This is a genomic window from Halomonas sp. HL-93 (assembly GCF_900086985.1).
GTDB lineage: Bacteria > Pseudomonadota > Gammaproteobacteria > Pseudomonadales > Halomonadaceae > Vreelandella.
On the sequence record NZ_LT593974.1, the window covers coordinates 2539005 to 2553164 of the forward strand.

Here is a 14160-nt window from a genome sequence, read left to right on the forward strand (position 1 = left end):
TTCATGAATTACACCTACGTGTTGCTCTGCATCAATGCTTTAAAGCCCGCAACGTGTTTACTATCTGGCATCCTCTCACCTCGCTCATGTCGGAGAAACAATGGCTGCTCCCAACCGCATCAAGCAAACTGCCTGGCATGCCCTGGAGGTAGGTGAAGCGCTCAAGCAACTCGACAGCACAGCCGATGGCCTCAGCGTTCAGGCTTCCGAGCGCCGGCTAGCCACTCATGGGCCCAACCAGCTCGAACAAACGAAGGGTCGTCCCTGGTGGCAGCGGCTACTCGCGCAGTTCAATAACATCCTGATGCTGGTACTGATCGTGGCGTCCGTTGCCAGCTTGGGGCTGGGCCACGCCATTGATGCCGTCGTGATTTTTTGTGTGGTGCTGATCATTGCGCTGATCGGCTTCATACAGGAGGGCAAGGCCGAGAAGGCCCTGGATAGCATCCGCCGAATGCTCTCGCCCCAGGCCGCAGTGCTGCGCGACGGAAAGCGTCTGACCATTCCTGCCGAGGAACTCGTGCCGGGTGATGTTGTGCTGGTTGAGAGCGGTGATCGAGTCCCGGCCGACCTGCGCCTGTTGACGGCGCAGCGTTTTCGCACCGAGGAAGCTTCATTGACTGGCGAGTCCACGCCGGTAGATAAGCAGACCCAGGCGGTAGACGATGATGCCGACCTGGGCGACCGCACCTGTATGGCCTATGCCAGCACCATCGTCGTCCAGGGCAATGCACACGGACTGGTCGTCGAGACTGCGGCGCACACCCAGATCGGCCGGATATCGGAGATGCTGCGCGACGTCGAGCAGCTCAAGACACCGCTACTGCGCCAGATTGACCGCGCCGGCCAGATACTTGCCTTGTTTATTCTCGTTGCCGCCATTCTCACGGGCGCTTTCGGCTTGCTGGTGCATGGTCAACCATTAGGCAACATGTTCATGGCCGCCGTGGGGCTGGCGGTAGCGGCCATCCCCGAGGGCATGCCGGCTATCGTCACCATTGGGTTAGCCTTGGGCGTGCAGACCATGGCTCGCCGCAACGCAATTATCCGGCGCCTTCCGGCGGTAGAGACGCTGGGCTCCATTTCGACGATCTTCTCCGACAAGACCGGCACCCTGACCCGCAACGAGATGACCGCCGAGACAGTCTGGCTACCCGAGGGTGCGATACGCATTGAGGGCACCGGCTTTTCCCCGCAAGGTCGTTTCTATTGGATGCAAGAAGACAAGCCGGCGTCCCGATTCATTGACCTGGATAAAGCTCATGAACTGCGCCACTTCCTGAAGGTTGCCGTGCTTTGCAATGATGCCGAGCTCGCCGAGGATGAAGGTCGCTGGCGGATCCATGGCGACCCCACCGAAGGCGCCCTGGTCGTCGCCGCCGCCAAGGCAGGGCTTGAGGCCGGTACGCTGCGAAGCGACCACGCCAGGCATGATGCCATTCCTTTTGAATCCGAACGCCAGTACATGGCAACGCTCCACGAAGCGCACGGCGAACGCCTTTTGCTGGTTAAGGGTGCACCCGACCGCCTACTTGAGATGTGCCATCAGGTGCGCGATGGAAACCAGCATAGCGAACTGGACGTAGCGCTTTGGGAGGAGCGTATCCAAGCGCTATCCTCACGCGGCTTGCGCGTCTTGGCACTGGCGGAGAAGCAGATCCACGACGACCGTGACCTGGAGGATGAACATGCCGAAGAAGGACTGGTGCTGCTGGGCCTTGTGGGGCTGCTCGACCCACCTCGGGAAGAGGCCATCACATCGGTGAAAGAATGCCTTGCCGCTGGCATTCGTCCGGTGATGATCACCGGCGACCACGCCGCGACGGCACTGGCCATCGCCAGACAGCTGGGTTTTGCCCATACCGAGCGGGCTATAAGCGGACGTGAGATAGAGGCCATGTCGGATACCGAACTCGAGGCCATCATTCTCGACGTGGACGTCTTCGCGCGCGCCGCACCAGAGCACAAGCTGCGGCTGGTGAAGGCAATGCAGGCCCGCGGCGGCATCTGCGCCATGACGGGCGACGGGGTCAACGATGGGCCAGCCCTGAAGCGCGCCAACGTGGGCGTGGCAATGGGCATCCAGGGCACTGAGGCTGCCAAGGAGGCCGCCGAGATGGTGCTGGCCGACGACAACTTCGCGACCATCGTCGGGGCCATCCGTGAAGGTCGCAAGGTCTACGACAACATTCGCAAGACGATCACCTTTTTACTGCCAACCAACGGCGGCCAGGGGCTGGCGATCATGCTCGCCGTGCTGGCGGGCACTACCCTGCCGGTCACGCCACTACAGGCGCTTTGGGTCAACATGGTCGTCGCAGTGACGCTGGGCCTTGCGCTGGCCTTCGAAGGGGCCGAAAAAGATATTATGATTCGCCCGCCACGAGACCCCGACGCCTCACTGCTTGATCTGTTCCTTCTCTGGCGGGTGGTTTTTGTCTCTCTGTTACTGCTGCTCGGTGTATTTGGAATGTTCGGCTGGATACTCCTGCACGGCGGCAGTGAAATGCTGGCGCGCACCGGTGCGGTCAATATGCTGGTAATGGGGAGTGCTGCCTATCTGATCAACAGCCGCTACCTGCTGCGTAGCACCCTCAGCCTGGAGGGCCTCTTCGGCAGTCGTCCGGTATGGATTTCCATCGGTACGATTGTAGTGCTCCAGCTCGTCTGGACTTACCTGCCCTTTATGCAGGTCATCTTCGAAAGCGAGGGGCTCCATCTTAGTCATTGGGGCGTTATCCTGATCAGTAGCCTTGCCATTTACCTGATCGTGGAGCTGGAAAAATACGTGCTGCGCGCCCGCGGGTGTAAGTGAGAAAACTTGCAGGCATTGATAGCTGAAGCTTTTGAGCCAGAGCAAAACTTAAAAAGCTATCGACATGCCCGCAGTCCAGTTCTGGCGACATTCTTGAAGCACGTGAAATTCATTTGTCTTTTGATTTACAAAACCTAAAAAAGGTCGATCTAGCTCTGGAGTGGCATTCGTTTCCAGCAACCAACTGAAAAACATGAAGGTCTCTTTCGCGGCTTTTTCGGCCTGCTCGAGAAGCTGAGTCCCCATAAGCTCATCTACAACAAAAAAATGTTGTTTATTGATATTAAATAATGGAGAAGCCCCTGGATACGACGGCTCGGCAACACAGGCGGAAAGATCCATTCGAGTAGCCACTTCTTTCAACCATTCAAGACGGTGGACGCACTCTATACCTATCGCGCTCATCAACCTGTTCACAGGTGGATCAATAGAAAGGAACCTTAGCGCTAGGCAGCGGTAGCGATTTACTTCCATTTTTTCATGCGAATAAGCCAAAACAAGTTGTTCTTGTGGCAAAAAGTTAAGTGCTGTTAGCTTATCCATGACTTTTTAACCTCGCTATAAATTAAGGACAGAGCCTAGCAACGGCCTGGCGACATCCTAAAGCAGAGCTAATAGGCCATTCCATGACTCCCATCAATGTTTATTTTATAAATAATAAAATTTAAAGATGGCGACACTACTTAATATTTAAGGATTAGCTTTAAATAACTTATAGCACATAGATTTTAACTAAAAAATCTCACACTAAAGCATTACCCATGTAATCAATAAAACCCAAAAACTAATTACCCCACATCAAAACCACAAAAAATTCCTTAATGTTAAAAATTTGACCTACATCAAAACAAACAACCCTATAACCTGCCAAAGAAAAAAGGACAACTATAATATTTAAACTAGCACAGGAGTAGAAAACACAATGTCAACACTTACCAAAGCGCATGCCGACCCAAAAGCGATCAGTGACGATACCCTGATTGATTTCTGGTATCAGTCTTGGCTAGAAACCACTAACTCGGTGGTCAAGCTGCAACGCATTTGGCTGGAAACCTTCAACGAAGCATTTCGTCACGAGCTTGACCTTATTTCAACAGTGGCTCCCCTTCATAGCAGACTGACACAGTGCATGCTCGGTTTCGATGGCCCCCCAACACTAACCTCTATGGTGTCCTGCTATCACAAAATCTCTGGAGACATGACTGAAGCTACCTATAACCGAATACGCCAGGTGTCTGAGCTCAGCGACGATTTTAGAGAGCGCATTTGGTCTGAACTATGAGAGCAGCCGGGGGCTTATAGGCAACCATGCAAGACAGAAAAGCACGGCTGGAAGCCCTGAAGGCTGAACTTCTGGCCCGCGTACAGCGCTACGAAGATCATCGCCACCGTATCAACGGCGCTCTGGATAAGGGTCTTGATGAGCAGGCGATTGAAATCCACAACGATGAGGTGATCGCGCGACTGGAGGCTGAAGCCGAGGAGGAACTGGCCCAGATCAAACGCGCCCTGGCACGCATTGATGCTCGGGTAGGCGACTCTTGCGAAGAGTGTGGCAGGAAGATCGCTCCTAATCGTATTGAGGCTTTACCCCATACCACACGTTGTAGAAATTGCTCCGACGTGTAAAAGGAATTTTTTATGCCACAATTCCAAACAGGCGTCCTATAGCCGCTGTTAAGGCCATTGCGAGTGCCCCCCAGAACATCACACGCCATGCACCTTTTACTATCGGCGCCCCACCAACGCATGCAGCTATAGCACCCAAAAAAGCTAGAAAAAGTAACGAGAACAACGCCACCAATATAATCAATTGCTCGTGCGGCGCCCACCAAGCCACCAATAAAGGGAACAGAGCGCCGATGGTGAAGGTAGAGGCCGATGAAAGTGCGGCCTGAAGAGGTTTTGTTTTTCCGCTGCCAGCTAACCCAATGTCATCTCTAGCATGAGCGCCAAGCGCATCGTTTTTCATCAATTGCTGGGCAACCTGGCTTGCTAAATCCGGTGTAAGGCCACGGGCTTCGTAGATGGCGCCGAGCTCTGCTTGCTCGTCTTCGTAATCCTCATCCAATGATTTTCTCTCGATTTCAAGATCAGCATTTTCAGTGTCGGACTGTGAACTGACCGAAACATACTCCCCAGCCGCCATCGACATGGCACCGGCCACCAGCCCTGCAATGCCAGCTAACAATATATCGTTCTGCGTTGTATTGGCCGCCGCGACCCCAAGAATGAGGCTACTAGTTGAGACAATGCCATCATTCGCGCCCAATACGGCAGCTCGCAACCACCCCGTACGATGGGACCGATGGGGCTCTATATGTGTCATAGATTTAGTTTCCTCGCCGACGACCAAAGCACTTGCGGCCCAGTGAATGCTTTATCGCGTGAGCAGAACTAATCATCAACAAGACCTGCAGCCCGCAGCCGCTCCCTTAGGCGCTGGTTCTCCTCAATCAGATCCGTCGCCAGGGCGGCAAGTTCGGGAGCGGCTTCGAAGTCACGCTCTAACTGGCTCATCCGTCGAGCACGGGTCAGGTCTCGGCTTGTAAACCGCCAACTCGCCACATAGGGTGACCCATCGGCCAACAGACCGCTTTCAATGCGCTCGACGACCCAACCAGCTTCTACCGAGCAGGCTCGCGCTAAATCCTCGACGGTTAGAGTCGCCTCATCGATCAGTTCGCCGCTAACGATACGCTGCTGAGCCATCTTCTAGCCTCCCTTTCGTTGGCGTGGATCGAATGCCAGTTCTTGCGCCATGGTTTGGTACAGTTCTCGAGCCTTGTCGGTATCGGCTGGGGGTAGTACCACCTCGAGCTCCACATAAAGGTCGCCCGGCTCCAGCCCTGGAATACCACGCCCCCTCAGGCGCAATCGACGCCCCGTCTGTGACCCAGTTGGCACCTTGAGTTTAATCAACCCTGAAGGAGTCAGGGTTTCGATACTGGCGCCAAGCGCGGCCTCCCAAGGCGTAACCGACACCTTTTGGTATACATCTCTTCCCTCAACTCGATAACGCAAATCCGGTGTAAAGTGTATTTCCAAGTACAGGTCACCTGCCGAACCACCTCCAACTCCGGGACTGCCTTGCCCCGAGAGGCGAATATGCTGGCCCGCTTTAATACCCTTGGGTATCTGTACGTTAAGGGTGTGCTCTCGGGAGACAACGCGGCCTTGGGCATCCACCTGTGGCATTTGCAAGGTAATTGCCCGGTTGGCGCCGTAGAAAGCATCCTTCAGGTCGATGCTGATCTTGGCATGACGGTCCTCACCGCGCATCTGATAACTGCGTTTACCTCGGCCTGTACGGCCCCCTTGCCCAAACAGGTTGGCAAAAAAGTCGCTGAACTCACCTAAATCGGCCTCTTCGAAGCCGCGGCCTCTAAACTCAAAGCCCGAATCCCAGTCAGGAGGTGGCTGGAAGTCCTCCCCAGAATGGTATTGCTCGGCAAGTTGATCATAAGCGAAGCGTTTCTCTGGATCTGTCAACACCGCTTTTGCTTCATTAACCTCTTGCATGCGCTGTTCCGCTTCAGACTCTTTGCTGACATCAGGATGAAACTTACGCGCTAACTTGCGGTAGGCTTTCTTGATTTCCTCGGCCGTCGCGGCCTTTTCTACCCCAAGCACTTGGTAGTAATCCTTGAATTCCACTTATGAAAGCTCCTTCGGTGCTTGACAACCCACAATCGTCTTGACCGTTATGCCACCCCTAAAAGGAATCAGCTGTTTAATTCCAGCTTAGTCGATAATAGGAAGGAGGGGATGATAGGCAGAAGCTGTAGATGGATAAACTAAATGTCACCTACCTCTGCACTTTGCAGACATTAGCCAAATTAATGGACCGGTCGCCGACATGCTTACAACACCAACAGCTCCACTCATCGGGCATTGCCTTTCGTCTGGAAACCGACTAGCCTTGGGAACGTTCCCATTTTTATTATAGCGTACCGACATCTATGCCTTCGCCGCCTACCCGAGCCACCTTGATCGACGTTGCCAAGCTAGCGGGTACCTCCAAGTCCAGCGTTTCACGCTTCTTCGGCCCCGAACGCGACAAGCTTTCCCAATCGCTGCAGCAGCGCGTTGCCGAGGCGGCGGCGGCATTGGGCTACCATCCCAACCAGATGGCGCGAGGGCTCAAAGGCGGCGGCTCCCGCCTGCTGGGGATGATGGTGGCGGATATACGCAACCCTTTTTCGGTGGCCGTGATGCATGGCGTGGAGCTCGCATGCCGCGACTTCGGATACTCCTTGATGGTCTGCAATACCGATAACGACCCGGCACTTGAACAACACCACCTGGCGACGCTTGCGGCCTATCAGGTCGAAGGGCTGGTTATCAATGCCGCCGGGCAACCGGGACAGGCATTGCTGGAAAGCGGCGTCCCCGTGGTCCTGCTCGATCGTGACATCCACCATCTCGACGCCGAGGTGATCGGTCTCGACAATGCCCTCGCGATCGATATGGCCCTGGCGCACCTGGCGCAGCAGGGCTATCGCTCGATTCTGTATGTCAGCGAAACGCCCGAGCACACCAGCACTCGCCAGGCGCGGCTGGATCGCTTTCAGCAGCAGGCAGACGCCATGGGCTTCACCCGCCAGACGCTGATGCTCAGCCCCCGTGACATCGACACGCCCTGCACCGGCTTGGCCGCGTTCTTGGCACCGCATCCGCCCGGCCATTGTGCGGTGCTGTGCGCCAATGGCAATGCCACGCTCGCCATGGCGCGATGCTTCAAGCAGCTCGACGTCGCGATGGGCCCGGTGGGGTTAGTGGGCATTGACGAACTCGAATTGTGCGAGCTGATGACACCGGGTATTACCACGCTGGCCCAGCCCACCGACAGCATCGGCCGTGATGCCGTCGCCTGTCTGGTCAACCAGCTTGAGCGACGCGCAACGCCGCTGGCGTTTCACAGCCGTCATTCACCTCGGTTACTCGTCCGGGGCAGTACCGCTCCATGATCATTACCTATTTCACTAAATAGAGGCTACCTCCATGGAAAACAGGCGCTCTTCTTCCCCTCAGGTGCTTACTTTCGGCGAAGCAATGGCCATGTTCATTGCCGATGCCCCAGGTGACCTATCGGCGATCGAGCACTTCCATCGCCGACTGGCCGGTGCCGACAATAACGTGGCGATTGGACTGTCCCGCCTTGGGTTTCATGTAGGCTGGTTGAGTCGTGTCGGTACCGACAGCCTCGGCCGGTTTATCCAGCATGCCTTGAGCGCTGAAGGTATCGATGACCGTTACATCCATACCGATACGCAGCATCCAACAGGGCTGATGTTCAAGGAGCGCGCCGAGGAAGGCGCCGATCCTCGCGTGGAGTATTTCCGACGCGGCAGTGCCGCAAGTTACCTGTCCGTCGACGATGCCTCGACCATCGACTTCTCGTCGCTCACTCATCTACACGCCACCGGGATTACCCCCGCGCTCTCGGAAAGCGCCTGTAAGTTGACGCGCCATTTAATGCGCCAGGCCCGCGCCCAGGGTGCCAGCGTCTCCTTTGACCCCAACCTGCGCCCCTCACTTTGGCCGAGTGAAGACGCCATGCGCGACACCCTGAATGAGCTTGCAGGTCACGCCGACTGGGTGCTCCCCGGCCTTGCCGAAGGGCGCTTACTGACCCAGCAGGAGACCCCGGATGCCATCGCCGACGCTTACCTGGCGCGCGGCGCTAAGGCGGTGGTGATTAAATTGGGGCCAGAAGGCAGCTACTATCGGGGAATGCTCACCGGCAAACTGGAGAGTTTTACCGTGCCGGGTCAGCCGGTGGCCAGGGTGGTGGATACGGTCGGCGCCGGTGACGGCTTCGCCGTGGGGTTGATCAGCGCGCTACTCGACGGTCTGTCACCCCAGCAAGCACTCAACCGGGGCAACCTGGTGGGTGCCCAGGCCGTTCAAGTGGTCGGCGACATGGAAGGGCTGCCCAATCGCCAGCAACTCCAGGCGCTTGAAGCCGACCACCCCGATGCCTGACGCTTGGCGATACGTTAAAAGGCTTTTACCCAGGAGATAACCGTGAAGAAACGTTTGGTAGTTCAAGGACGACTCAGCGACGCCCAGCTCGACACACTCAACGACTTATTTAAGGTGGACGTACTGCCCAAACCCAACGCGCTGGATGCACCTGAAAATCGCGCGGTACTGGCAGGCACGCAGGGCATCATCGGTTCCGGCCTGGCGATTACCCCGGCGTTATTGGACGCAGCGCCCCAATTAGAAGTCATCGCGACTATCTCCGTAGGCTACGACAACATCCCCGTCGATGAACTTACCAAACGCGGCATTATGCTGTGCAATACGCCCGACGTGCTTACCGAAACCACCGCCGATACAGGCTTTACCCTGATCATGGCCACGGCCAGGCGCGCCGTTGAACTCGCCGAGTGGGTGAAAGCCGGGCAGTGGCAGTCAAGCATTGGCCCCGATCGGTTCGGTAGCGACGTACATGGCAAGACTCTGGGCATGGTGGGTTTCGGCCGGATCGGTCAGGCCGTCGCCCGGCGTGGGGCCCTGGGGTTTGGCATGCAGGTGCTCTATTCCAACGCCTCGCCCAAACCCGCGCTGGAAAAAGAACTGGGCGCCCAGCGCCGCGAACTCAACGAGCTGCTGGCCGAGGCCGATTTCGTGTGCGTTACGGTGCCCCTCACCGCCAACACCGAGCGTTTGATCGGCGCCCGGGAGTTCGCACAGATGAAGCCGTCGGGCATTTTCATCAATATCGCCCGGGGCAAAGTAGTCGATGAAAGCGCCCTGATACACGCGCTGGAAAACGGCGTCATCCACGCGGCAGGGCTCGACGTGTTCGAGCAGGAGCCATTGCCGGCATCGTCGCCGTTGCCGAAGATGCCCAATGTGGTCGCCCTGCCCCATATTGGCTCTGCCACCCATGAAACCCGGGACGCCATGGCCCAACGGGCAGTGGATAATATTCGCCTTGCACTGCAGGGCGAGCGCCCGATTAGCCTAGTTAACGAGGAAACCTATCAGTGAATTCTGCAATGAACACGGCCACCCCCCTCTGCCTGCTGTTCGATTGCGATGGCACCCTGGTGGATAGTGAAATACTGCTTGCCGAGGTAATGGGCGACATTCTGCCCGAATTCAACTTACCCTTCTCCGCCCAGCAATATATGGACGAGTTTCGAGGTGTACGTTTTCAGACTATCGTCGAAACCTTGGAAAACCGTTTTCAAGCGCTTGCTGAAGGTAAATTTACCCAACTTGAGGCAGGCATGCGGGCGCGCATGGAGGCTCGCATGCGTGCCGAGCTTTTAGCCATCCCCGGAATGCCTGCCGCCCTTGAGCAGCTAACGGGCCATCCTAAGGCCGTAGTATCTAACGGCCCTGAACGCAAAATACGCTGCGCATTGGAAAGCACCGATCTTGGCCACTATTTTGAAGACAGACTGTTCAGCGCCTATACCCTTAACGTATGGAAGCCAGACCCAGAACTTTATCGCAAGGCGGCTGCCGCCATGGGTTATTCCCCTCAACACTGTATCGTGGTCGATGATGCCGCCGTGGGTGTGGAAGCGGGGTTGGAAGCAGACATGCACGTTATTCATCTCAATCACTTCCCGAATGAAGAGAGCACGCCCGAAGGCGCCATTGGCATTCAGCATGCCAGCGAGTTACCCGCTGCTATTGCGCGCCTATCAGCTAAAGTGAGTGCTTAGCTTGTGGGTTGAAAATTCTCGGTATGACGATGATAAAGGGGCTATTCAATGAGGTTATTTTCCTTGCAAGGGCAAGTGGCCATGGTTACCGGTTGCAATAAAGGCTTGGGCCAAGGCATTGCCGTGGCGCTAGCCGAGGCGGGCGCTGACATTGTTGGCGTCAGCCGCTCACCCACCGATCAAACGCGCCAGAAAGTCGAAGCGTACGGGCAACGTTTTTACACTATCGAAGCAGAATTAGGTCATCACGCGCCAAGCGATATCGTTAACCAAGCCATCAACCAAGCCGGCAAACTGGATATTCTGGTTAACAATGCGGGGATGATTCGCCGGGCTCCGGCGATTGAGTTCTCTGAACAAGACTGGGACTCGGTGATAGACGTCAACTTAAAGGCGGCGTTTTTTCTGGCTCAGCAGGTTGCCAAGCACTTAATTGAGCGCAAAGCACCCGGTAAGATCGTCAATATTGCCTCCCTGCTTTCGTTTCAAGGCGGCATTCGCGTCCCCTCTTACACCGCGAGTAAAAGTGGCATCCTCGGGTTAACGCGACTACTGGCTAACGAATGGGCACCTTACGATATCAACGTCAATGCCATCGCGCCTGGATACATGGCGACGGATAACACCCAAGCACTGCGCGACGACCCCAACCGCCATGATGAAATACTCGGCCGCATTCCCGCCGGACGCTGGGGTACCCCCGAAGATCTGGCCGGTGCGGCCATCTATCTATGCTCCGACGCCGCCCGCTATGTGCATGGTCACACCCTGGCTGTGGACGGGGGTTGGCTCGCCCGTTAAAAGCCGGGCGTCAGCGCGCTTTTACGCTCAAGTCGGTCGCGACGCGCGCTCGGTCAACTGCCGCACCGCCAGCTCCACACCGCGCAGTTCCGCCAACCCCCGCAGGCGCCCGTAGAGTGGGTAACCCGGCGCCGTGTTGCGCTGTTGATCATCCAGCAGTTGGTGGCCGTGGTCCGGGCGCAGCGGCAAGCGCGCCCCGCCCTCTCGCTCGCGCCGCCGCTCTTCATCCACCAGAGCATGTATCACCTCCACCATATCCACATCACCGGCCAAGTGCGGTGCCTCGTGGAACGAGCGCGAATCCGCTTCACGCTGCGTGGCACGCAGATGGATAAAGTGAATATGCGGGGCAAAGTGGCGGGTCATGGCCACCAAATCATTGTCTTGTCGAACACCGTAAGAGCCGGTGCAAAGGGTCAAACCATTGGCGGGGCTGGGTATGCGATCGACAATCCACTGGGCATCCTCGCGCGTAGAGACCACTCGGGGCAGCCCTAGCAGCGATCGTGGCGGGTCATCAGGATGGATGGCCATACGAATGCCCACTTCTTCCGCTACCGGAATAACCACCTGGAGAAAGTAACCTAGGTTCTCCCGCAGCCGAGCGGCGTCAATATCAGCGTAACCTTCAAGGACCGCGCGAAACTGCTCAAGGGTGTAGTGCTCTTCGGCGCCCGGCAGCCCAGCGATCAGCGTGTTGACTAATTTGTCACGGCCAGCGCTATCTAACCCCTCAAGATAGCGGCTTGCTTGAGTTTGCTCCTCATCGCTGTACGCTTTCTCAGCGCCTGGTCGCTGAAGCAAGTAAAGATCAAAAGCCGCAAACGCGGTTTGATCAAAGCGCAGCGCCAAGGCACCATCGGGTAATTGATAGGTTAGATCCGTACGTGTCCAGTCCAGCACCGGCATAAAGTTGTAGCACACGGTATCGATACCACAGGCCGCCAGGTTGCGTAGCGTCTGGCAGTAGGTGGCGATCAGCGCATCGCGCTCAGGCAGGCCTTTTTTGATCGACTCATGTACCGGTACGCTCTCCACCACCGACCATGTCAGGCCAGCGGCTTCGATCATCTGCTGACGCTCACGGATCGCCTCAACCGACCAAACCTGATCATTGGGCACCTCGTGCAGTGCCGTCACGATACCGGTGGCGCCTGTTTGGCGAATTTCTTCCAGCCGAATCGCATCTTTAGGGCCAAACCAGCGCCAGGTATGCTCCATGGGGATCTCCTTTTATTAGGCTTTGTATGAAAACTGCCTACGCTCGACAATACGGCGTTAAAAATCGCCTCGAAATGCTCATTTACACCCCGTAAACTCCGCTTTCTCGTTGATTTTTGCCTTGTCTAGTCTTCGCTCGCCGACTTTTCGTATAAAGCCTAGTTGCGCTCAAGCGCTGCCAGCGCTTCACTTAGTCCACCTTGGATCAGCGTTTGATACGCGTTTAGTACGCACTGAGCAAACACTTTGTCTGCGGCTAGCTCGCTCGGCACCACATCGTCCATGGCTAAAAAGGCGGCGACCAACGTACTGGCATCGACGCCATGGGCGTGGTGTAAATCGGCAAAGCGCTTGGCTAGCGGGTCGTCAACGGTGTAGCGATTCCCGAGCAGATCTTCGCCCGCGGTGTAGCGAATCCAGGCCGCCATTCCCAACGCCACGCAGGGCGATGTCTCACCAGCGGCACTACGTTTCAGTGCTCCAGAAAGCCAGCGCTGCGGCAGCTTTTGGCTGCCATCCATAGCGATTTGCTGCAGGCGATGGCGCAGGCTGTCATTGGCAAAGCGCGCCAGCAGCGAGTCAGCGTAAGCGTCTAAATCAATCCCTTCCGGCATCTCAAGGGTAGGCGCCGCCTCTTCAAGCATATAGCGGCGTAGCAGCACGCGAAGCGCGACGTGATTGACCCCTTCATAGACCGTTTCAATACCCGCTAATGCACCCAAGTAAGCCAGTAAGGAGTGGCTGCCATTGAGCATGCGTAACTTCATGGTTTCAAACGGCGCTACATCGGCGACCATCTCAACGCCTTCGGTTTCCCAGTTCGGCCGCCCAGTTGGGAAATTGTCTTCCACCACCCACTGGGTGAACGCCTCGCATACCACAGCGTTTGAATCTGTAACCCCCAGCGCCGCTAAACGCTCAAAGTCCGTGTCGGTCATGGCGGGCACGATGCGATCCACCATGCTGCAGGGAAATGCCACCTCGGAGGCTATCCAGCTAGCCAGCGCGGCATCGCGCTGCTCAGCTAACTGCACCACCGCTTGGCGTGTTCGCTTACCGTTATCCGGCATATTGTCGCAAGAGAGCACCGTAAAGGGGGCAATGCCTGCTTCCCGCCGCCGAGCTAACGCTTCAACCAGCAGCCCTGGTGCGGTACGCGGCTGCTGGGGCGAGGCGATATCGCCGATGATCATCGGATCATCGTCTCTTAATTCACCGCTAGCCGGGTTTAAAAAGTAGCCCTTCTCGGTCACCGTTAAAGTAACGATACGGGTGTCCGCAGAGGCCATTCGCGCTAACAGCCTTTCCCGGTCACGCCCCCAATTACCGGCACCATCACGGCCAGAAAACAACGTCTCTTCGATCACGCCTATTTCGCGCAGTGTGACGCTGTCACTATCGGTGTACTCGGCGACATGATAGCGATGCCCAGCCGCGCTCAATCCGTCGACTAAACCAACGCTGGCACGCAGGTTAGCGCTGCAAACACCCCACCCAGTGTCACCACTACGCTGACGATAACGCTCTAAATAGACCGCTTGATGGGCACGGTGAAATGCGCCTAAGCCCAAATGAACAAAACCGATCTGACCGCTTTTGGGCTTCGCTTCAATACGCTGTGGAGCCATAGTT

14 protein-coding genes are annotated in these 14160 nt (G+C 56.6%); 8 read left to right on the forward strand and 6 right to left on the reverse strand.

What is annotated here, in order from left to right; all coding sequences use genetic code 11:
• Positions 1-100 precede the first annotated feature (100 nt).
• Positions 101-2815: a cation-translocating P-type ATPase gene (locus tag GA0071314_RS11825; RefSeq protein WP_074396831.1), complete on the forward strand. Its 2715-nt coding sequence runs from the start codon at positions 101-103 to the stop codon at positions 2813-2815.
• A gap of 48 nt (positions 2816-2863) precedes the next feature.
• Here GA0071314_RS11825 and GA0071314_RS11830 read toward each other — a convergent pair whose 3' ends face one another.
• Positions 2864-3358: a hypothetical protein gene (locus GA0071314_RS11830; RefSeq protein ID WP_074396832.1), complete on the reverse strand. Its 495-nt coding sequence runs from the start codon at positions 3356-3358 to the stop codon at positions 2864-2866.
• Positions 3359-3737: 379 nt separating this feature from the next.
• Between GA0071314_RS11830 and GA0071314_RS11835 the strand changes: the two genes are divergently transcribed.
• Positions 3738-4097, forward strand: coding sequence for a hypothetical protein (locus GA0071314_RS11835; protein WP_074396833.1), 360 nt, complete (start codon positions 3738-3740; stop codon positions 4095-4097).
• A 26-nt stretch (positions 4098-4123) separates the two neighbouring features.
• Positions 4124-4444: a TraR/DksA family transcriptional regulator gene (locus tag GA0071314_RS11840; RefSeq protein WP_074396834.1), complete on the forward strand. Its 321-nt coding sequence runs from the start codon at positions 4124-4126 to the stop codon at positions 4442-4444.
• Positions 4445-4454: 10 nt separating this feature from the next.
• Here GA0071314_RS11840 and GA0071314_RS11845 read toward each other — a convergent pair whose 3' ends face one another.
• From GA0071314_RS11845 to GA0071314_RS11855, 3 genes are all read right to left on the reverse strand, one after another.
• On the reverse strand, positions 4455-5144 hold the full coding sequence (locus tag GA0071314_RS11845; protein WP_074396835.1) for a VIT1/CCC1 transporter family protein: 690 nt from the start codon (positions 5142-5144) through the stop codon (positions 4455-4457).
• Positions 5145-5212: 68 nt separating this feature from the next.
• Entirely contained in the window at positions 5213-5527 is a 315-nt protein-coding gene (locus GA0071314_RS11850) for a chaperone modulator CbpM (RefSeq protein ID WP_074396836.1), read from the reverse strand.
• A gap of 3 nt (positions 5528-5530) precedes the next feature.
• On the reverse strand, positions 5531-6472 hold the full coding sequence (locus tag GA0071314_RS11855; RefSeq protein WP_074396837.1) for a DnaJ C-terminal domain-containing protein: 942 nt from the start codon (positions 6470-6472) through the stop codon (positions 5531-5533).
• A gap of 305 nt (positions 6473-6777) precedes the next feature.
• Here GA0071314_RS11855 and GA0071314_RS11860 point away from each other — a divergent pair, with 305 nt between their 5' ends.
• Genes GA0071314_RS11860 through kduD form a run of 5 tightly spaced genes read left to right on the forward strand, consistent with a single transcriptional unit; the run spans position 6778 to position 11307 of the window.
• Positions 6778-7785, forward strand: coding sequence for a LacI family DNA-binding transcriptional regulator (locus GA0071314_RS11860; protein WP_074396838.1), 1008 nt, complete (start codon positions 6778-6780; stop codon positions 7783-7785).
• 34 nt (positions 7786-7819) lie between these two features.
• Positions 7820-8803, forward strand: a complete 984-nt coding sequence (locus GA0071314_RS11865) for a sugar kinase (protein ID WP_074396839.1) — start codon at positions 7820-7822, stop codon at positions 8801-8803.
• Between the two features lie 42 nt (positions 8804-8845).
• Positions 8846-9820 (forward strand): 2-hydroxyacid dehydrogenase, encoded by a 975-nt coding sequence (locus tag GA0071314_RS11870; protein ID WP_074396840.1) that lies wholly within the window; start codon positions 8846-8848, stop codon positions 9818-9820.
• Positions 9821-9828: 8 nt separating this feature from the next.
• On the forward strand, positions 9829-10506 hold the full coding sequence (locus GA0071314_RS11875) for an HAD family hydrolase (protein WP_074396841.1): 678 nt from the start codon (positions 9829-9831) through the stop codon (positions 10504-10506).
• Between the two features lie 48 nt (positions 10507-10554).
• Entirely contained in the window at positions 10555-11307 is a 753-nt protein-coding gene (kduD, locus tag GA0071314_RS11880; RefSeq protein WP_074396842.1) for a 2-dehydro-3-deoxy-D-gluconate 5-dehydrogenase KduD, read from the forward strand.
• Positions 11308-11334: 27 nt separating this feature from the next.
• On the opposite strand, the gene uxuA is transcribed toward kduD, so the two are convergent.
• Positions 11335-12528, reverse strand: a complete 1194-nt coding sequence (gene uxuA, locus GA0071314_RS11885) for a mannonate dehydratase (RefSeq protein ID WP_074396843.1) — start codon at positions 12526-12528, stop codon at positions 11335-11337.
• A gap of 158 nt (positions 12529-12686) precedes the next feature.
• The gene (locus GA0071314_RS11890) at positions 12687-14156 is read right to left on the reverse strand and encodes a mannitol dehydrogenase family protein (protein ID WP_074396844.1); all 1470 of its coding nucleotides are present in this window, start codon (positions 14154-14156) and stop codon (positions 12687-12689) included.
• Positions 14157-14160 lie beyond the last annotated feature (4 nt).